18 protein-coding genes are annotated in these 17,996 nt (G+C 63.6%); 7 read left to right on the top strand and 11 right to left on the bottom strand.

What is annotated here, in order from left to right:
* Positions 1-96: 96 nt before the first annotated feature.
* Entirely contained in the window at positions 97-291 is a 195-nt protein-coding gene (locus PG900_RS17770; RefSeq protein WP_024944793.1) for a heavy-metal-associated domain-containing protein, read from the bottom strand.
* Positions 292-493: 202 nt separating this feature from the next.
* Positions 494-1,444, bottom strand: a complete 951-nt coding sequence (locus PG900_RS17765; RefSeq protein WP_268013875.1) for an AEC family transporter — start codon at positions 1,442-1,444, stop codon at positions 494-496.
* Between the two features lie 210 nt (positions 1,445-1,654).
* On the opposite strand from PG900_RS17765, the gene treR reads away from it, so the two are divergent.
* The 4 genes from treR to PG900_RS17745 all read left to right on the top strand — a co-directional run bounded on the left by treR (position 1,655) and on the right by PG900_RS17745 (position 6,562).
* Positions 1,655-2,602 (top strand): trehalose operon repressor TreR, encoded by a 948-nt coding sequence (treR, locus tag PG900_RS17760; protein ID WP_124251705.1) that lies wholly within the window; start codon positions 1,655-1,657, stop codon positions 2,600-2,602.
* 191 nt (positions 2,603-2,793) lie between these two features.
* On the top strand, positions 2,794-4,224 hold the full coding sequence (gene treB / locus PG900_RS17755) for a PTS trehalose transporter subunit IIBC (RefSeq protein ID WP_024944796.1): 1,431 nt from the start codon (positions 2,794-2,796) through the stop codon (positions 4,222-4,224).
* Between the two features lie 67 nt (positions 4,225-4,291).
* A complete protein-coding gene (gene treC, locus PG900_RS17750) occupies positions 4,292-5,953 on the top strand; it encodes an alpha,alpha-phosphotrehalase (RefSeq protein WP_270801069.1) in 1,662 nt (553 codons plus the stop codon).
* Between the two features lie 3 nt (positions 5,954-5,956).
* Positions 5,957-6,562: a sugar O-acetyltransferase gene (locus tag PG900_RS17745; RefSeq protein WP_270801067.1), complete on the top strand. Its 606-nt coding sequence runs from the start codon at positions 5,957-5,959 to the stop codon at positions 6,560-6,562.
* A gap of 102 nt (positions 6,563-6,664) precedes the next feature.
* Here PG900_RS17745 and PG900_RS17740 read toward each other — a convergent pair whose 3' ends face one another.
* A complete protein-coding gene (locus PG900_RS17740) occupies positions 6,665-7,123 on the bottom strand; it encodes an Lrp/AsnC family transcriptional regulator (protein ID WP_270801065.1) in 459 nt (152 codons plus the stop codon).
* A gap of 103 nt (positions 7,124-7,226) precedes the next feature.
* Between PG900_RS17740 and PG900_RS17735 the strand changes: the two genes are divergently transcribed.
* Positions 7,227-8,093, top strand: a complete 867-nt coding sequence (locus tag PG900_RS17735; RefSeq protein WP_270801063.1) for an EamA family transporter — start codon at positions 7,227-7,229, stop codon at positions 8,091-8,093.
* A 335-nt stretch (positions 8,094-8,428) separates the two neighbouring features.
* On the top strand, positions 8,429-8,761 hold the full coding sequence (locus PG900_RS17730; protein ID WP_016352131.1) for a hypothetical protein: 333 nt from the start codon (positions 8,429-8,431) through the stop codon (positions 8,759-8,761).
* Positions 8,762-8,917: 156 nt separating this feature from the next.
* On the opposite strand, the gene PG900_RS17725 is transcribed toward PG900_RS17730, so the two are convergent.
* The 7 genes from PG900_RS17725 to nhaC all read right to left on the bottom strand — a co-directional run bounded on the left by PG900_RS17725 (position 8,918) and on the right by nhaC (position 17,035).
* A complete protein-coding gene (locus PG900_RS17725) occupies positions 8,918-10,348 on the bottom strand; it encodes a gamma-aminobutyraldehyde dehydrogenase (RefSeq protein ID WP_270801057.1) in 1,431 nt (476 codons plus the stop codon).
* Between the two features lie 29 nt (positions 10,349-10,377).
* On the bottom strand, positions 10,378-11,193 hold the full coding sequence (locus tag PG900_RS17720) for an ABC transporter permease (protein ID WP_011707522.1): 816 nt from the start codon (positions 11,191-11,193) through the stop codon (positions 10,378-10,380).
* A 7-nt stretch (positions 11,194-11,200) separates the two neighbouring features.
* Positions 11,201-12,169: an ABC transporter permease gene (locus tag PG900_RS17715; protein WP_270801054.1), complete on the bottom strand. Its 969-nt coding sequence runs from the start codon at positions 12,167-12,169 to the stop codon at positions 11,201-11,203.
* Entirely contained in the window at positions 12,166-13,179 is a 1,014-nt protein-coding gene (locus PG900_RS17710) for an ABC transporter ATP-binding protein (RefSeq protein ID WP_270831944.1), read from the bottom strand. Before PG900_RS17710 ends, PG900_RS17715 begins: the two co-directional genes overlap by 4 nt.
* A 72-nt stretch (positions 13,180-13,251) precedes the next feature.
* Positions 13,252-14,397: an ABC transporter substrate-binding protein gene (locus PG900_RS17705; RefSeq protein WP_102987901.1), complete on the bottom strand. Its 1,146-nt coding sequence runs from the start codon at positions 14,395-14,397 to the stop codon at positions 13,252-13,254.
* 198 nt (positions 14,398-14,595) lie between these two features.
* Positions 14,596-15,519, bottom strand: coding sequence for a LysR family transcriptional regulator (locus tag PG900_RS17700; RefSeq protein WP_011707518.1), 924 nt, complete (start codon positions 15,517-15,519; stop codon positions 14,596-14,598).
* 106 nt (positions 15,520-15,625) lie between these two features.
* Positions 15,626-17,035 carry a Na+/H+ antiporter NhaC gene (gene nhaC / locus PG900_RS17695; RefSeq protein WP_016352125.1) on the bottom strand — a complete coding sequence of 470 codons (1,410 nt, stop codon included), beginning with the start codon at positions 17,033-17,035 and terminating at the stop codon, positions 15,626-15,628.
* A gap of 299 nt (positions 17,036-17,334) precedes the next feature.
* On the opposite strand from nhaC, the gene PG900_RS17690 reads away from it, so the two are divergent.
* Positions 17,335-17,544 (top strand): hypothetical protein, encoded by a 210-nt coding sequence (locus tag PG900_RS17690; RefSeq protein ID WP_011707516.1) that lies wholly within the window; start codon positions 17,335-17,337, stop codon positions 17,542-17,544.
* Here PG900_RS17690 and PG900_RS17685 read toward each other — a convergent pair.
* On the bottom strand, positions 17,539-17,811 hold the full coding sequence (locus PG900_RS17685; protein WP_016352123.1) for a late competence development ComFB family protein: 273 nt from the start codon (positions 17,809-17,811) through the stop codon (positions 17,539-17,541). The two genes, PG900_RS17690 and PG900_RS17685, sit on opposite strands and share 6 nt — an antisense overlap.
* Positions 17,812-17,996 lie beyond the last annotated feature (185 nt).

Genomic DNA, 17,996 nt, shown 5'->3' with positions numbered 1-17,996 from the left:
AGTTTGCGCTTTCTGTTGCCGGGGTTTGTGATGACTCTCACCAAAAAACAGCTGGGTACAGAATTTTAACCTGTTTTATACCTATATAGAGATAATTTAACTCGCCGAGAAGCCCTTGGCTTCGATCAGGGCGATCAGCTCGGCCTTGCTCAGTTCGCTCTCGATGACGGCCTTGCTGCTGGCAAAGTCGACGCTGGCGCTGCTGACGGCAGGCTGGGCCAGCAGAGCTTTTTGCAGGCTGGCGGCGCAGCCACCGCAGGACATGCCGGAGACGGTGAGTTCGATGGTCATGGGATATCTCCTCTGTTGGTAGGCAGTCAGCGTAAAGCTGCCGCCCGCGGCAAGGTCAAGTCATCCGTCGCGTCGTCGTTGCTGCTGGCTAGCCCATCAGCCCCAGGTAGTTCATCAGGGCGGCGCCCAGGCTGGTGCTGACCAGCGAACCCAGCGTGGTGGTGGCGATGATTGCATGGAGGGCCAGCATGTTTGCTGCTGGCTAGCCCATCAGCCCCAGGTAGTTCATCAGGGCGGCGCCCAGACTGGTGCTGACCAGAGAACCCAGCGTGGTGGTGGCGATGATGTTGGCTGCCAGCACGCTATCGCCCCCCATGGCGCGGGTCATCACATAGCTGGCGGCAGCGGTGGGGGTGGAGCTGATGAGAAACAAGATGCCGAGTGCCTGCGGGCTGAAGCCCAGCGCCCAGGCCCCCATCACCAGCAGCACCGGGATGCAGAACAGCCGGTTGACGGTGGCCCAGCCGGTCAGCAGGGCGCCCCCGCGCAGGGCCTTGAGGTTGAGGCTGGCACCGGTGCAGAGCAGGGCCAGCGGCAGGGTCATGTTGGCGAAGTAGTTGCCGGTGGTGATCACCAGCTGGGGCAGCTCGATGCCGAGCAGGCCGAAGGGCAGGGCGGACAGAATGGCGATGATCAGCGGATTTTTGGCGATCCCCTTGAGGATCGGCTTGAGCCCCTTGCTGCCCCCCAGGCTGCGGGTCAGGGTGATCACCGCGAGCACGTTGTAGAGCACGGTGACCGAGCCCACCAGCAGGGCGGCGGCGCCGATCCCCTCGGCGCCGTAGGCGTTCTGTACATAGGCCAGCCCCATGATCCCCATGTTGCCGCGAAAGCTGCCCTGCACGAAGATGCCGCGCTGGCGCCGTTCGGGGATGAAGCGGGCCGCCAGCAGCTCCAGCACCAGAAAGCCGGTGAGGGTACCGAGCAGGCCGTAGAGGATGAGCCAGGGGCTCGGCATGGTTGAAAAGTCGGTGCGCACCATGCTGAGGAACAGCAGGGCGGGCAGGGTGACCTGGAACACCAGGCGGGAGGCGGACTCGACGAAGCTGTCGGGCAACAGACCCAGCTGCTTGAGCCAGATGCCGAGCAGCAGCACCACGCAGATGGGGCCTGTGATGGAGAGGGAGAAGTGCAGACTGGCCAGCAGAGTCATGATGGATCTCCTGTGCGATAGACGGGGCCCGTGACGGAGAGAGATGGAAGCAGACTGGCGAATAGACCCATGATGCGCGTCCTGTGCGATGGCGAATGGCACGGCGTTCGCCGGGGCCAAAGGGGCATTCTAACGCCATGGGCTTGTATTCACAGGGGTTAATCACAACAATGTGGGCAATTCCACCGCCGAGCCCCTGTGAGCCACTTCATGGACAAAAAACTGACCATCCTCGATATCGCCCGACTCAGTGGTGTCGGCAAGTCGACCGTCTCCCGGGTGCTCAATCAGGATCCCAAGGTGAAGCAGGCGACCCGTGACCGGGTGGAGCAGATCATCGCCGAACACGGCTTCGTGCCGAGCAAGTCGGCGCGGGCCATGCGCAGCCAGAGCCAGCAGGTGGTGGGGATCATCGTCTCGCGGCTCGACTCCAGCTCGGAAAACCAGGCGGTGCGCGGCATGCTGGAGACCCTCTACCAGCGCGGTTACGACGCCGTGCTGATGGAGAGCAAGTTCTCCCCCGCCAAGGTGCAGGAGCATCTGGCGGTGCTGGAACGGCGCGGGGTGGATGGCATTATTTTGTTCGCTTTCAACGACCTGGACTATGCCGCCATGGCGCCGCTCAGGGATAAGCTGGTGCTGGTGGCCCGCGATCATCCCGGCTTCTCCTCGGTCTGTTTCGACGATGCCGGTGCGGTGCACACCATGCTGGACCAGCTCGCCGCCCGCGGCATTCGCGACATCGCCTACCTGGGGGTGGATACCAGCGACCTCACCACCGGTCAGCGCCGGCTCGACGCCTACCTCGGCTACTGTGCCGAGCAGGGGCTGGCGGCGCACAGCGCCCTCGGCGATCTCAGCCTGCAGAGCGGCTACCGGCTGGCGGGGGAGCTGCTCACCCCGACTACCGGCGCCCTGGTCTGCGCCAGCGACACCCTCGCCATCGGCGCGGCGAAATACCTGCAGGAGCAGGGGCGCAGCGAGGTGCTGGTGACCGGCCTTGGCAACAACCCCATGCTCAGCTTTCTCTTCCCCAACGCCCTCAGCCTGGATCTCGGCTACAAGGGGGCGGGCGAGCAGGCGGCCCGTCAGCTGCTCGGCCAGATCGAGCAGGATCTGCCCCCGCTGGCGACCATAGCCCCCAGCCACCCTCTGTGATTACCATCACCTAGTCCTGCACAAAAACTGTGCTTTTTGTGAGCTCGGCCACGAAATGGGAACGTTCCCATTTTGATCTGGCCAGATTGTCGGCATGCTAAATGGGAACGATACCAAAAACGCTCGGGCCCACTGACTGGCCCAAAAGGGCGACGCAGACCAATATCAATGGAGTCACAGAGGGAAGACTCATGTCCAAGATCAACGCACAACACCTGGCCACGCTCATCGACAAGATCGGTGGCAAGGAGAACATCGCCACCGTCAGCCACTGCCTGACCCGGCTGCGCTTCGTCCTGAACGATCCTGCTAAGGCCGACAGCAAGGCCATCGAAACCATCCCGGCGGTGAAGGGGAGCTTTACCCAGGGTGGCCAGTTCCAGGTGGTCATCGGCAACGAGGTAGAGCAGTGGTACAAGGCGCTGACCGAAGAGATCGGCGTCAGCGGCGGCAGCAAGGAGGCCGCCAAGCAGGCGGCGCGCCAGAACATGAATCCGCTGGAGCGGGGCATCTCCCATCTGGCGGAGATTTTCGTGCCGCTGCTGCCCGCCATCATCACAGGCGGTCTGATCCTGGGCTTTCGCAACGTCATCGGCGACATCAAGATGTTCGACGATGGCACCCATTCCCTCACCGAGATAAGCCAGTTCTGGGCGCAGGTGCATGCCTTCCTCTGGCTGCTGGGTGAGGCGATCTTCCACTTCCTGCCGGTGGGCGTCTGCTGGTCTGCGGTCAAGAAGATGGGCGGCTCCGAGATCCTGGGTATCGTGCTCGGTATCACCCTGGTCTCCCCGCAACTGATGAACGCCTACGGCATCGGCCAGCAGACCCCCGAGGTATGGGACTTCGGTCTGTTCGTCATCCAGAAGGTGGGTTATCAGGCCCAGGTCATTCCGGCCCTGCTGGCGGGGGTATTCCTGGCCTGGGTGGAAACCAACCTCAAGCGCATCATTCCGGCCTATCTCTATCTGGTGATCGTCCCCTTCATCTCCCTGCTGCTGGCGGTGATCGTGGCCCACGCCTTTATCGGCCCGTTCGGTCGCTGGTTGGGTGACGGCGTCGGCTTTGCTGCCAAGGCGGCCATGACAGGTTCGTTTGCCCCCATCGGTGCCGCCCTGTTCGGTTTCCTCTACGCGCCGCTGGTCATCACCGGCATCCACCACACCACCAACGCGGTGGATCTGCAGCTGATGCAGAGCATGGGTGGCACCCCGATCTGGCCGCTGATCGCCCTCTCCAACATCGCTCAGGCGTCTGCGGTCGTCGGCATCATTCTGATCAGCCGCAAGGAGAACGAACGGGAGATCTCGGTGCCTGCCGCCATCTCCGCCTACCTCGGGGTGACCGAGCCGGCCATGTACGGCATCAACCTCAAGTACAAGTTCCCCATGCTGTGCGCCATGGTGGGCTCCAGCCTTGCGGCCCTCATCTGCGGTTTCGCCGGGGTGATGGCCAACGGTATCGGGGTAGGGGGCCTGCCGGGCATCCTCTCCATCCAGCCGCAATACTGGGCCGTTTATTCCCTCGCCATGCTGGTGGCCATCGTGGTGCCTGTGGTGCTGACCCTGCTGGTCTACAAGCGCCAGCAGGCGGCCGGCAAGCTGGCCCAGGCCAGCGCCTGATCCCACGCATCAGGGCGACCCGCAGGGTCGCCCTCTCCCTTTTTCATTCGAGACAAGAGCAAGACCCATGAGCCAAACACCCTGGTGGCAGAGCGCCGTGATTTACCAGATTTACCCCAAGAGCTTTCAGGATTCCGCTGCCCGTGGCACCGGCGATCTCAAGGGGATCATGGCCCGCCTCGACTATCTCAAGACTCTCGGTGTCGATGCCCTCTGGCTGACTCCGGTGTACGTCTCCCCGCAGGTGGACAACGGCTACGACATCGCTGACTACCTTGCCATCGACCCCGCCTACGGCACCATGGCCGACTTCGAGGCGCTGCTGGCTGCCGCCCACGCGCGCGACATCCGCATCGTGATGGATATCGTGGTGAACCACACCTCCACCGAGCACACCTGGTTCAAGTCGGCGCTGGGGGACAAGAACAGCCCCTACCGCGACTACTACATCTGGCGCGATCCGGTGGATGGCGGTGTGCCCAACAACTGGCAATCCAAGTTTGGCGGCAGTGCCTGGGAGCTAGATGACCTCACCGGTCAGTACTACCTGCACCTGTTTGCCCGCGAGCAGGCGGATCTCAATTGGGAGAACCCGGCGGTACGTGCCGAGGTGAAAAACATCATCCACTTCTGGGCCAAGAAGGGGGTGGACGGTTTCCGGCTCGACGTCATCAACCTCATCTCCAAGGATCAGGCGTTCCCGAACGACGAGGTGGGTGATGGCCGCCGCTTCTACACCGACGGGCCGCGTATCCACGAATTTTTGCAGGACGTGAGCCGCGACGTCTTTGCTCCGGTCGGTGCCATGACGGTGGGGGAGATGTCCTCTACTTCGCTGGAGCACTGCCAGCGCTACGGCGCGCTGGATGGCTCCGAGCTCTCCATGGTGTTCAACTTCCACCACCTCAAGGTGGATTACCCCAATGGCGACAAGTGGACCAAGGCGCCGTTCGATTTCCTCGAGCTCAAGCGCATCTTCAACCACTGGCAGAGCGGCATGCACGGCAAGGGGTGGTCGGCGCTGTTCTGGTGCAACCACGATCAGCCGCGCATCGTCTCCCGCTTCGGTGACGAGGGCGAGCATAGGGTGGTGGCCGCCAAGATGCTGGCCAGCACACTGCACGGCCTGCAAGGCACCCCCTACATCTATCAGGGGGAGGAGATCGGCATGACCAACCCCGGCTATCAGCGCATCGATGACTATCAGGATGTGGAGAGCCGCAACATCTTCGCCATCAAGCAGGCCGAAGGGATGAGCGAGGCCGAGATCCTCACCATTCTCGGCGCCAAGTCCCGCGACAACTCGCGTACCCCGATGCAGTGGAGCGCCGCGGCCAACGCCGGCTTCACCAGCGGATCGCCCTGGCTCAAGCCTGCCGCCAACTACCCGCTGATCAACGCCGAGGCAGCGCTGGCCGACCAGAGCTCGGTGTTCTGGCACTACCGGGATCTGATCCGCCTGCGCAAGACTCATCCCATCTTCACCCAGGGGGATTATCAGGAGCTGCTGGCGGGGCACCCGCAGATCTGGGCCTATGCCCGCTGCGCCAACGGCCAGACATTGCTGGTGGTGAGCAACTTCTACGGCGAGCCGGCCACCTTCGCCCTGCCGGACGAGCTGGCCACCGGCAAGGGGCGCCTGCTGCTTGGCAACTACCCGGATAGCCCGGCCCGGCCGCAGTCCTGTATGCTGCGCCCTTATGAATCCCTGATCTGGCTGGTGGAGTAGGCGATGAACGAGGTGATGACAAAGGCGGTAGTGCGTGGCGCCGAGTGGCAGAAGATGGTAGCGGGGGAGCCTTATGATGCAGGCGACCCCGAGCTCAAGGCGGCGCGCGAGCGTTGCCGCAGGCTCTATCACACCTTCAACACCAGCTGGCAGGAGAAACCGGCGCGGGATGCCCTGCTCCATGAACTGCTGGGCGGCCGTGGCAAAGCGTGCGCCATCAACCCGCCGTTCTTTTGCGACTATGGCGCCAACATCTTCGTGGGGGAGAACTTCTACGCCAATGTGGGCTGCACCATCCTCGACGTGTGCGAGGTGCACATCGGCGACAACGTGCTGCTGGCGCCGGGGGTGCAGATCTACACCGCCGCTCATCCGGTGGCGGTGGCGCCGCGCATCAAGGGGGTGGAGTTCGGCAAGCCGGTGCGGATCGGCCACAACGTCTGGATCGGTGGCAGCGTCGTCATCTGCCCCGGCGTCACCATAGGGGACAACAGCATCATTGGCGCGGGTTCGGTGGTGACCAAGGATGTGCCAGCGGGCGTGGTGGCGGCTGGCAACCCCTGCAAGGTATTGCGGCCGATGACGGCGGAGGAGCTGGCAGCGGTCTGACCCAGCCGGGGCGGGCAATCCCACCCCGGTTGAGATCTGGCGCCGCGTTCAAGGCGCCATCCTTTATCTCATTTCTTCCCAAGGACGTGCTGCGTTCTCACCTCAGGCAGGCAGCAAGGCTCCGCAGCGTTTGTGCTGTTTCATGACCACCAGGGTCTTGAAGCTGCGCACCTGCTCCCTGGCATGCAGCACCCGCCGGGTAAACAGGTCGTAGCTCTGCATGTCCCGTGCGGCGACCTGCAGCACGAAGTCCTGCTCCCCCGTGACGTACCAGAGGTCCATGACCTCCGGCTCCCCTTGCAGGCTGGCGATCATCCCATCGATGATGCGGCCGTGATCCCGCTCCAGCGTCACGAGCACCAGCATGGTGATGGGCCAGCCCATGGTGGCGGGTGCCACCAGCGCCACCTCCCGCTCGATGAGTTCAGCCTCCCGCAGCGCCCGCACGCGGCGGTAACAGGCCGGTGCCGAGAGGCCGACCCGGTGGGCCAGCTCGGGGGTCGGCAGGCGGGCATCCTGCTGCAGTTCGGCGAGGATGAGCAGATCGAATTTGTCGGTCATGGGGAGAGAGATAAAAATTATCGAATAGGGCCAGTTTTAGACCGAAATTACGGCCATCGCCAGATATATTTTACTTCTGATTGTCTGCTCAGGTTTGAACAAGATGCCGCCGAACACCACTGCTTTCTCCTCCCTGCTGGCGGTCATCCTTGCCATGCTGTCGATTACCCTCGGTGCCTCGCTGGCCAAGTCCCTGTTTCCCCTGATCGGGGCTGCCGGTACCACCTTGTTCCGACTGGGATGCGCCGCCCTGCTCCTCTCGCTGGTGTTTCGCATCTGGCGAATTCCCTTCGATCGACGCACCCTGCTGGGGGCCATCCCCTATGGGCTGTCGCTCGGGGCCATGAACCTGCTCTTCTATCTGGCGATCGAGCGGATCCCCCTCGGCGTGGCGCTGGCCATCGAGTTCATCGGCCCCTTGACGGTGGCGCTGCTCGGCTCGCGCCATCGGGCAGACTTCCTCTGGCTGGCGCTGGCCATCGTCGGCCTGCTGTTGTTGCTGCCGTTGCGGGCGGCCGAACAGACCCTCGATCCGTTGGGGGCGGCGTTGGCGTTCGGGGCCGGGGTGTTCTGGGGGCTCTATATGCTGACCGGCAAGCGTGCCGGTGCCCTGCTGGGGGCGCAGGCGCCGGCGCTGGGCATGTGGGTGGGAGCCTTGCTGGTGCTGCCCTTCGGCCTCGGTGGTGCGAGCGAGGCCACCTTCACCCTGCCCGTGGTGCTGACCATCGTGGGGGTAGGGCTGCTCTCCAGCGCGATCCCTTACTCCCTCGAGATGTTTGCCCTGCGCCGGCTGCCGCTCAAGAGCTACGGCATTCTGACCAGCGGTGAACCCGCCATGGGGGCCCTGATGGGGTTGCTGTTGCTGGGGGAACAATTGCCCCCGGCCCAGTGGCTGGGGATCGCGGCGATCATCGTCGCCTCCATGGGCACCACCTGGCAAGGCGGGCGCCGGCGCACCGAGCCGGCGTGATCTGCCGGGCCCGTACGGCAGCCGGATTACGCGCATGACCTCGCCGGTGGGGGTCTGCCGTTCGCTGAACCCGGGATGTACAGCCACTTCAGATTTTTTGAACATCTAGGCCAGTTTATCTCGCTAACAATGGCGGGCCTGGATGTTTAATATTCACTCAACGCTTAGGCAGGAACGCCAAGCGGCCAAATAACTGGTCGTTCAAGGCTGTGGCACTCTCAAACAGGGTGCCGGATGTCGGTGAAAGAACAACACACTATTTGAATAACCTCTTGCAAGGATGCATTGATTCGGGCCCGTCGGCCCAGGCAATGACATAAAAACCAAGAGAGTGAATGAACATGAAAAACGTAATCAAGATGCTGGCCGTTGCAGGCCTGATGACCGCAGGTTTCGCCCAGGCTTCCGTTCCGGCTGACTTCAACGCCGCCCCGGGCGTGCTGTTTGTGAACTGGCACGCGACTGCCGCCGTCGAAGGCAAGGCCAACCCCATGCTGGAAGTGCGTGACGAGTCTGGTGACGTGGTTGCCTCCGTCCATGCCAACCTGATGGGCACCCAGCAAGTGCAGATCCCGAGCCGCACCCAGGGCAACCTGACCGTGAGCCTGGGTGATCAGAGCAGCGACTACCGCATCCCGTTCGGTATCGGCAGCGGCAAGCAGCGCTAAGCCGACAACGCCCTGGCGTGATGGCCGCAGACCGCGCCGGTTCGACCGGTACCGTCCCCGGCCATGATCGCCAGCGTGGCGTGCAGATGCAGAGTGCTCAGAGAGAAGGCCCCGCCATGCGGGGCCTTCTGCTTTTCGTGTCCGGTTGGCCGGGCCTCACAGCTTGAGCATGATGTGGCGCGGCACCGTGTAGTCTTCGAGGGCGTAGAGGGAGAGATCCTTGCCGTAGCCGGACATCTTCATGCCGCCGTGGGGCATCTCGGAGGTGAGCATGAAGTGGGTGTTGATCCAGGTGCAGCCGTACTGCAGGTGGCTGGCCACCTTGCTGGCAAGGCTCAGATCCTTGGTCCAGACCGAGCTGGCGAGGCCGTAGTCCGAGTCGTTGGCCCACTGCACCACCTGCTCGGCGTCGCTGAAGCGGGTCACCGACACCACCGGGCCGAACACCTCGCGGCGCACGATTTCATCCTCCTGACGGGCATGGGCGATCAGGGTCGGCTCGAAGAAGAAGCCGTTGCCGGGGCGGATCTTGCCCCCCGCCGTCACCTCCACGTGGCCGCTGCTCTGGGCCCGCTCCACGAAGCTGGCCACCCGGTTGCGCTGCCGGTCAGAGATGAGCGGCCCCATCTCCACCCCCTCCTCGCGTGGGCCGCCCACCTTGATGGAGGCGACCGCCTCGGTCATGGCGGCGACGAACTTGTCGTAGATCTTGCCCTGGGCGTAGATGCGGCAGGCGGCGGTGCAATCCTGGCCGGCGTTGTAGAAGCCGAAGGTGCGAATGCCCGCCACCACGGCCTCCAGGTCTGCATCGTCGAAGATGATGACCGGCGCCTTGCCACCCAGCTCCAGATGGGTGCGTTTCATGGTGCGGGCGGCGCTCTGCAGGATCTTCTGGCCGGTGGCGATGTCACCGGTCAGCGACACCATGCGTACCAGCGGGTGCTCCACCAGCGGCGCCCCCACGCTCTCGCCTCGGCCGCAGACGATGTTGATGACGCCGCGCGGGAAGAGCTCGCTGGCGAGCTCCGCCAGGCGCAGGGCGGTGAGCGGGGTCTGCTCGGAGGGCTTGAGCACCACCGTATTGCCGGCGGCGAGCACGGGGGCCATCTTCCAGGCCGCCATCATCAGCGGATAGTTCCAGGGGGCGATACTGCCCACCACCCCGATGGGATCGCGGCGGATCATGCTGGTGTGCCCCTCGATGTACTCCCCCGCCAGCGGCCCCTGCAGGCAGCGGGCCGCGCCGGCGAAGAAACGGAAACAGTCCACCACCGCCGGCAGCTCGTCATTGAGCACCGCCAGATAGGGTTTGCCGCAGTTGAGGGATTCGAGCGCCGCGAACTCCTCGGCGTGGCGCTCGATGGCATCAGCCAGGCGCAGCAGCAGGTTGCTGCGCTGGGCCGGGGTGGTGCGGCTCCACTGGGCGAAGGCGCGCTGGGCACCGTTTACCGCCCGGTTGACCTGCTCGAACGAGGCTTCCGGCACCGAGGCGAGCAGCTCGCCGGTGGCCGGGTTGAGGATGGGCTCGGCCTGGCCGTCACCGGTGACGAACTGACCGTCGATCAAGAGTTGGGTAGAGAGTTTCATGGTTGCATCCTTGCGCACGCGTTGAGTCGTTATTTGCCACTGCCGGCGACGTCCTGGCCGTCGCGGGTGAGGTAGTAGGCAAGCAGAATGGGAATGGTGGTGAAGGCCACTATGATGAGCGCCACCACGTTGGTGACCGGCCTGTCCCGTGGCCGGATCAGCTCCTGATACATCCAGATCGGCAGCGTGGTCTGCTGGCCGGCGGTGAAGGTGGTGACGATCACCTCGTCAAAGCTGAGGGCGAACGCCAGCATGCCCCCCGCCAGCAGCGCCGTGGCGAGGTTGGGTAGGATCACGTAGCGCAGGGTCTGGAAGCCGTCGGCCCCGAGATCCATCGACGCCTCGATGAGGCTCTGGTTGGTGCGGCGAAAGCGCGCCAGGGCGTTGTTGTAGACCACCACCACGCAGAAGGTGGCGTGACCGATGACGATGGTCCAGAAGCTGAAGGGGATCTCCATCACCCCGTAGGCGGAGCGCAGCGCGATGCCGGTGACGATACCGGGCAGGGCGATGGGCAGCACCAGCAAGAGCGATACCACCTCCTGGCCGAAGAAGCGGCTGCGGGCGATGGCCCCCGCCGCCAGAGTGCCGAGCACCATGGCGGCCAGCGTCGCCAGCCCCGCTACCTCCAGCGACAGCTGGATGGCGCGCCACACGTCGGGGCGGTTGAGGGTCACCTCGAACCACTTGAGGGTGAGCCCGGGGGGTGGGAACTGGTAGCTCTTGCTCTCGCTGGTGAAGGCGTAGAGGAAGATGAACAGGATCGGAAAGTGCAGGAACAAGAGACCGCCGATGGCCGCGTACTTGAGCAGGCCGGAAGGCTGGTTGCCATGGTCCCGTTTCATGGGCTGATTAGAGCGCATCGAAGGCCCCCAAGCGTTTCGCGATGGTGAGGTATATGGCGATGATGAGGATCGGCACCAGCGAGAAGGCGGCGGCGAAGGGCAGGTTGCCCGCCGTGCCCTGCTGCATGTAGACCACCTGACCTATGTACATGGTGGAGTTGCCTATGATGCCGGGGATGATGTAGTCCCCCAGCGTCAGGGAGAAGGTGAAGATGGAGCCCGCCACCACGCCGGGCAGGGCCAGCGGCAGGATCAGGGTGCGAAAGGTCTGGGCCGGAGTGGCACCGAGATCGCCGCTCGCCTCAAGCAAGGAGCGCGGGATCCGCTCCACCGCCGCCTGGATGGGCAGGATCATGAAGGGCAGCCAGACGTAGACGAACACGATGAAGGTGCCGATGCGCGAGAACGACAGCGACGCTCCCCCGATCACCGGCAGCGAGAGGATGGCGTCCAGTAGCCAGTCCAGTCCCAGAGTATCAGCCAGCCAGCTGATGACCCCCTCCTTGGCCAGGATCAGCTTCCAGGCGTAGACCCGCACCAGATAGCTGGACCAGAGCGGCAGCATGATGCCGACGTAGAACAGGGCCCGGGTCTTGCCGCTGGTGTAGCGCGCCATGTAGTAGGCCACCGGAAAGCCGAGCAGGGCGCAGGCCAGGGTCACCAGCAGCGACATGCCGACGGTGCGCAGGATCACGTCCAGATTCTCCGCTCGCAGCAGGGCGACGAAGTTCTGCAGCCCCAGCTCGTGGCGGATCTGGCCGCTGAACTCGTCCAGCCCGAAGAAGGCGTTGGAGAGCAGCATCAGCAGGGAGCCGACATAGATGATACCGAGCCACAGCAGCGGCGGCCCGAGCAGGATGGCCAGCAACAGACCTGGCCGCCCGTAGAGCAGGGTGGAGAGGCGCCGCAGCGGCCGATAGGAGAGAGGGGCAGTGGGTTGGCTCATGGCAAGGCTCGCACTGTGGGGGGCGCTCATGGTTGAGCTCCCAGAGGGGCGGTGTGCAGGCGATGGATCGCCTGCTCCGGCCAGCTGAGGCTGACCCGGGCGCCACGGGGCAGGCGGGCCTGGCCCTCGTTGGGGTGGTTGACGATGAGCTCGAGCTGCTCGCCGAGATTGACTCGGTAGCGCACGAAGGGGCCGAGGTACTCCACCTCGCGCACCTCCCCGGACCAGCCCGGTGTGCCGGCCTCGGCGAGCCGGATCCGCTCCGGGCGCACCATCATCTGGCGAGCATCGCCGCACAGGCGGCGGGCCTGCTCCCCCTCGAACAGGTTGACGGTGCCGACGAAGCGGGCGACGAAGGGGGTGGCGGGGGCGTCGTAGATGGTATCCGGTGCGGCAATCTGCTCGATCTTGCCCTGATTGAAGATGCAGATCCGGTCGCTCATGGAGAGCGCCTCCTGCTGATCGTGGGTGACGAAGATGAAGGTGATGCCGAGCTGGCGTTGCAAAGCCTTGAGTTCGAGCTGCATCTGCTCGCGCAGCTTGAGGTCGAGCGCCCCGAGCGGTTCGTCCAGCAGCAGGATGCGCGGCTGGTTGATCAGCGCCCGGGCGATGGCGATGCGCTGGCGCTGGCCGCCGGAGAGCTGGCCCGGCTTGCGGTTGCCGACGCCGGGCAGGCGCACCAGCTCCAGCATCTCGTCCACCTTGCGGTAACGCTCCGCCTTGGCGACGCCCTTGAGCATCAGGCCATAACCGATGTTGTCGCGCACATCCATGTTGGGAAACAGGGCGTAATCCTGAAACACGGTATTGAGGTTGCGATCGTAGGGGGGCACGGTGGAGCAGGGCTCGCCGAACAGCCGGATCTCCCCCTCGCTCGGGTATTCGAAGCCCGCGATCATCCGCAGGCAGGTGGTCTTGCCGGAACCGCTCGGCCCCAGCAGGGTGAAAAACTCGCCGGCCGGGATCTGAAAGGAGATGTCGTCGACCGCCTTCACCTCGCCATAGTGGCGGCTGACCCGGTCAAATTGTACGGCATTCATGGGGCGTCCTTGTCTGTGTGGGAAGCGGGCCGGACTCCTGTCCGGCCCCATATCGGCATTTACTGAGGCACCTCAGCGACCACCCAGGATGGCGATATAGTCCGAGACCCAGCGGTAGTAAGGCACGCAGGTTCCCTGGCTCTTGCACTGGGTGACAGGGGTGCGCCAGAAGCGCACTCGATCGAAGTTGTCGATGCCGTTGGTCTTGCACCCCTCTTTCCCGAGCAGAGCATTGCCTTCGCAGGCGGCTGGCACTACGGGTACGGAGCCGAACCAGGAGGCGAGATCCCCCTGCAGCTTGTTGTTGAGGGAGTGCTCCAGCCACTTATAGGCACAGGTGAGGTTCTTCGCCTCGCTGTGCACCATGCTGGTGTCGGCCCAACCGGTGACGCCCTCCTTGGGCACCGTCGTGGCGATGGGCTGCTTGTCGGCGATCAGGGTGTTGGCCTGGAACGGCCAGGAGCCGGAGGCGACTACCCCCTCGTTCTTGAAGTCGTCGATCTGGACGAAGGCGTCGTGCCAGTAGCGCCCCACCAGCTGGCGCTGCTGGCGCAAGAGGTCGAGGGCGGCCTTGTACTGATCCTCGTTCAGCTCGTAAGGATCCTTGATGCCGAGCGCCGGCTGGTGGCTCATCAGATAGAGGGCGGCATCGGCGATGTGGATGGGGCCGTCAAACGCCTGCACCCGCCCCTTGTTGGACTTGCCGTCCGGCAGGGTCTGCTCCTCGAACACCACGCTCCAGGAGTCAGGCGCCTTGGGGAACACCTTGGTGTTGTACATCAATATGTTGCCGCCCCACTGGTAGGGCACGCCGTAGTGCTTGCCGTCCACCGTGTGCCAGGGAGCATTCTGCAGGCGGGGGTCTATCTTGCCGTAGCTCGGGATGAGCGCCAGGTTCAGTGCCTGCACCTTGCCGCCGGCGATGAGGCGCAGGCTGGCGTCGCCGGAGGCGGTCACCAGATCGAAGCCTCCCTCGTTCATCAGCGCCACCATCTCGTCCGAGGTGGCGGCCGTCTTGACGTTGACCTTGCAGCCGGTCTCTTTCTCGAAGCCGGTGACCCAGTCGTAGTTCTTGTCGGTCTCGCCGCGCTCCACGTAGCCGGCCCAGGCCACGATGTTGAGCTGGCCTTCACCCTTGCCGAGGGTGGTGGGGGCAGCCTGGGTCTGGCCTGCCAGCAGGGCGGGGATCAGGGCCAGGGTGAGGGGGGTCAGTTTCATCTTGCTCTCCTTGCTGGGGCGGGCACGGTTGTGATGCCACGCTGACAATTAACATCCTGTTAACCAGTCATGAGCGTAGGAGAAGCCGTGAGCAATGAGAATTTCAATTTTTAACGCCGGAGGTATCTGCTAAATCGATATCGAGTGCAGATGAATCTGAATTTCTGCGGCAGATACCACGACAGTTGCAGGGCAGGATCAGCGGGCGAGGGGTTGACGGGCCCGCAGCCGGCTCTGATCCCGCACTATGTCGATGAACTCGCGGGCGGTCCACTCCAGCCGCGAGCCGCGCCGCCACACCAGGCCGATGTCGATGGCGGGGATGGGCTCCTTGATGGCGCGGGCCTCGACCCGCTCCTGCTCCAGCGACCAGGGGCGGTAGGCAAAGTCCGGCAGCAGGGCGAGCCCGAGCTGGCTCGCCACCAGGCTGCGCACCGCTTCCACCGAGGCGGTACGCAGCACGATGCGCGGCGCTATGCCGTAGCGGCGCAGGCCACCGCCGATGATCTGGTCCAGCTGGTCGGCGGTCAGCGAGATCATCGGCTCCTCACCGAGCGCCTTGAGGGAGAGGGTCGACTCGGCGCAGAGCGGGTGGTTGGCGGCGAGCCAGACCCGCAGCGGTGAGCGGGTCAGCAGCTCGGTATCGAACGCCTCCTGGCGGATGGTGCGGTTGGTCATCAGGATCCCCACATCCACCTCGCCGTTGACGATCTGGTGTTCGAGGTAGGGCTGTTCATCCTCCTTCACCTCGATCTGCACCGCCGGGAAGGCGCGGCGAAAGCGGCCGAGCGCCTCCGACAGGTAGTAGCCGGCCACCAGCGTGGTCACGCCTATGGTGAGCCGCCCCTGATCCTGCTGGGCCACCGCCTTGAGGGACTGGCCGGCTTCGGTCATGGCGCCGAGGATGCGCCGGGCGTGCAGCAGAAACTGGTGACCCTGGGTGGTGAGGCTGACGCCGCGCGGATTGCGCTCGAACAGGGCGGCGCCGAGCTCGGTCTCCAGCTCGCGGATGGCACTGGTGACCGCCGACTGGGAGATGTGCAGCTCGGCGGCGGCGCGGCTGACCGAGAAGCTGTCGGCCACCGCCACGAAATAGCGGATCTGGCGAAAGGTGAAATTCATCTGGGCGTCCTGCCGCGTGTGATCAAGATGACAGTCAGCTTAACCTCGAATTGCGGCCAGACAAAAGGCGCCGTGCTGGCGCCTTTTGTCATGATTTTTCCGGCGGTTAGCGGGAGCTGGCCGCCTCGATCACCGGGATCCGGTTCACCGCCTTGCCGAGATAGGCGAGGGTGATGGTCACGATGATGCAGGTGAAGCTGAGCCACATGTAGGGCAGGTAGTCGAGGGTTGCCACCCCCAGAACCCCGGCCATGAAGATGCCGTTGTCGCTCCAGGGCACCATGCCGCAGGTGAGGGTGCCGCCGAACTCGGCGTTGCGGGAGAGGTTCTTGCGTGCCAGCCCCAGCCGGTCGTAGTTCTTGGCCATGATCTTGGGGGTCAGGATCAGCGACACATACATGGCGGAACCGAACACGTTGGCCAGGAAGGCGGTACCTATGGTGTGGGTGGTCAGGCTGCCGGCACCGTTGATGCGCTTCTCGAAGGCGCTGGCGATCACTTCCAGAATGCCGACCTTCTCCAGCAGACCGCCAAACCCCAAACCGAAGATGATGACGGCCACCGAGCCCAGCATGGACTCCATGCCGCCGCGGCCCAGGATGTTGTCGATGAAGTCGACGCCGGAGGTGATGGCAAACGGGCTGTAGGCGGAATGCATCGCCTTGACCGGATCCATGTCCTGGAACAGGATGGCCCAGATAAGACCCAGCAGGGCGCCGAAGCTGATCACCGGGAAGGCGGGCTTGCGGTTGGCCAACAGGCCCAGCACCAGCACCACCGGGACTATGGCCAGCGGGGTGATGTTGAACTGCTTGTCGAGCGCCTCCATCACCAGATTGACCTGCTCCAGGCTGACGTTGCCGGAGTACTGCATGCCGACCACGGTGAACAGGGCGGCGGTGATGACATAGGAGAACAGGCTGATGGGCAGCATCCCCTTGATGTGTTCCATCACGTCGACGTTGGACATGGTCGAGGCCAGCACCACGGAGTCGGAGAGCGGGGAGAGCTTGTCACCGAAGTAGACGCCGGAGAGCACGGCCCCCGCCACCAGCGGGGCGGGCACGCCGAGGCTGTGGCCGATCCCCATCATGGCGATGCCGGCAGTGGCGGCGGAGCCCCAGGAGGTGCCGGTGGCCAGCGAGGTCAGCGAACAGATAATCAGGGTCGCCAGCAGGAAGATGGACGGGTGAATCACCTTGAGGCCGAAGTAGATGATGCTGGGGACGATGCCGCCGGCAATCCAGGTGCCCACCAGCGCCCCGACGGAGACCAGGATCAGGATGGCCCCCATCCCCTTGGCGACGCCATCGACGGCGGCTTGTTCCAGGGATTTGTAATCATGGCCGAGCTTGATGCCGAGTCCCATGATGACGAACCAGGCGATGAACAGTGCCAACTGGATTGGCAGGTCGAGCACGCTGGTGAAGGAGAAGGCCAGGGCCAGGAAAATGGCCAGGCAGGCAAACACCTGTGACATGCCCGGCAATCGGATGTGGTTTTGTTGGTTTTGCATAGATACTTCCTAAACTCTTGCTCGCCAAGGTCAGTCCCTCTCGTCCTGTGGATACACGTATCCCGAGGGGCCCACCCAAAAAGAGGCCGCAATCTACCACAAACCTGGGGGGGCAAATCCCAACTGATTTAGCAAAAATGCAGTTTTGATTGAAAAACTTACAAATTAGTTGATCTCATAACCCGTTTTTGAGTGCTCTGTTTGCCCCGATGGGACATTCGACTCCGATAGAAAAGTCCGATTGCATACTCCAAAAATACAAATGATAATTGTTATCAATTGTTGAGAGGGAGTGTGTCATGAGATGGATAGTGAGAGCCATGCTGCTGATCGGGCTGCTGGCGATCCTGATCTGGGGTCAGGACAAGGCATACGGTATGTGGAGCCTGGGCTTCTTGCTGGCCGCCTGGGTCATGCTGGAACCCAGGCTGAGGCCTGCGCTGATCCTGCTGCCGGTGGCCGGTATGACGGGAGTCGCGGCCCTGATCTGGCAACAGCCCTGGTTATGACGAGGTGGCCGGGGCGCTTTGCACCTTCTCTTGCGCCAGCTTGAGCGACTCGATGACGTTTTTCTCCATCTCGGTACGCTTGGCATCGGTCAGGAAGTAGATCATGTCGACGTCGTGACGAATGTAGTGGGAGGGCAGCTGGTTCAGGGTCAGGCAGCAGAGATCGGCCATCTGGTTGGCGCTCAGCTTCTGGTTGAGCCCCTGTCTCTCAATCTCCTTGAGCACCAGATGCTCGTAGAAGTTGTGAATGTCGGTATCCAGTATCATATGCGTTCCTTGGCATGACGATGGGCGGTGAGTCGTCAAAAGCATAGTCATAACAAGGGCTAAAAACAAAAGGCCCATCACTTTCGTGATGGGCCTTTTGCATAATGAATGGTGCGAAGAGAGGGACTCGAACCCTCACATCCGTGGGACACTAACACCTGAAGCTAGCGCGTCTACCAATTCCG

It is taken from the genome of Aeromonas sp. QDB03, from assembly GCF_027707985.1.
GTDB lineage: Bacteria > Pseudomonadota > Gammaproteobacteria > Enterobacterales > Aeromonadaceae > Aeromonas > Aeromonas hydrophila.
This window is presented reverse-complemented; position numbering and strand designations above follow the sequence as displayed.

What these genes read in the sequence shown, in the direction of transcription:
- PG900_RS17710 (WP_270831944.1), bottom strand. Translation starts at nt 13,179, where the DNA reads ATGAATGCCGTACAATTTGACCGGGTCAGCCGCCACTATGGCGAGGTG.
- PG900_RS17770 (WP_024944793.1), bottom strand. Translation starts at nt 291, where the DNA reads ATGACCATCGAACTCACCGTCTCCGGCATGTCCTGCGGTGGCTGCGCC.
- PG900_RS17700 (WP_011707518.1), bottom strand. Translation starts at nt 15,519, where the DNA reads ATGAATTTCACCTTTCGCCAGATCCGCTATTTCGTGGCGGTGGCCGAC.
- PG900_RS17740 (WP_270801065.1), bottom strand. Translation starts at nt 7,123, where the DNA reads ATGACCGACAAATTCGATCTGCTCATCCTCGCCGAACTGCAGCAGGAT.
- PG900_RS17690 (WP_011707516.1), top strand. Translation starts at nt 17,335, where the DNA reads ATGAGATGGATAGTGAGAGCCATGCTGCTGATCGGGCTGCTGGCGATC.
- nhaC (WP_016352125.1), bottom strand. Translation starts at nt 17,035, where the DNA reads ATGCAAAACCAACAAAACCACATCCGATTGCCGGGCATGTCACAGGTG.
- PG900_RS17745 (WP_270801067.1), top strand. Translation starts at nt 5,957, where the DNA reads ATGAACGAGGTGATGACAAAGGCGGTAGTGCGTGGCGCCGAGTGGCAG.
- PG900_RS17725 (WP_270801057.1), bottom strand. Translation starts at nt 10,348, where the DNA reads ATGAAACTCTCTACCCAACTCTTGATCGACGGTCAGTTCGTCACCGGT.
- treR (WP_124251705.1), top strand. Translation starts at nt 1,655, where the DNA reads ATGGACAAAAAACTGACCATCCTCGATATCGCCCGACTCAGTGGTGTC.
- PG900_RS17705 (WP_102987901.1), bottom strand. Translation starts at nt 14,397, where the DNA reads ATGAAACTGACCCCCCTCACCCTGGCCCTGATCCCCGCCCTGCTGGCA.
- PG900_RS17720 (WP_011707522.1), bottom strand. Translation starts at nt 11,193, where the DNA reads ATGAAACGGGACCATGGCAACCAGCCTTCCGGCCTGCTCAAGTACGCG.
- PG900_RS17730 (WP_016352131.1), top strand. Translation starts at nt 8,429, where the DNA reads ATGAACATGAAAAACGTAATCAAGATGCTGGCCGTTGCAGGCCTGATG.
- treC (WP_270801069.1), top strand. Translation starts at nt 4,292, where the DNA reads ATGAGCCAAACACCCTGGTGGCAGAGCGCCGTGATTTACCAGATTTAC.
- PG900_RS17765 (WP_268013875.1), bottom strand. Translation starts at nt 1,444, where the DNA reads ATGACTCTGCTGGCCAGTCTGCACTTCTCCCTCTCCATCACAGGCCCC.
- PG900_RS17685 (WP_016352123.1), bottom strand. Translation starts at nt 17,811, where the DNA reads ATGATACTGGATACCGACATTCACAACTTCTACGAGCATCTGGTGCTC.
- PG900_RS17715 (WP_270801054.1), bottom strand. Translation starts at nt 12,169, where the DNA reads ATGAGCGCCCCCCACAGTGCGAGCCTTGCCATGAGCCAACCCACTGCC.
- treB (WP_024944796.1), top strand. Translation starts at nt 2,794, where the DNA reads ATGTCCAAGATCAACGCACAACACCTGGCCACGCTCATCGACAAGATC.
- PG900_RS17735 (WP_270801063.1), top strand. Translation starts at nt 7,227, where the DNA reads ATGCCGCCGAACACCACTGCTTTCTCCTCCCTGCTGGCGGTCATCCTT.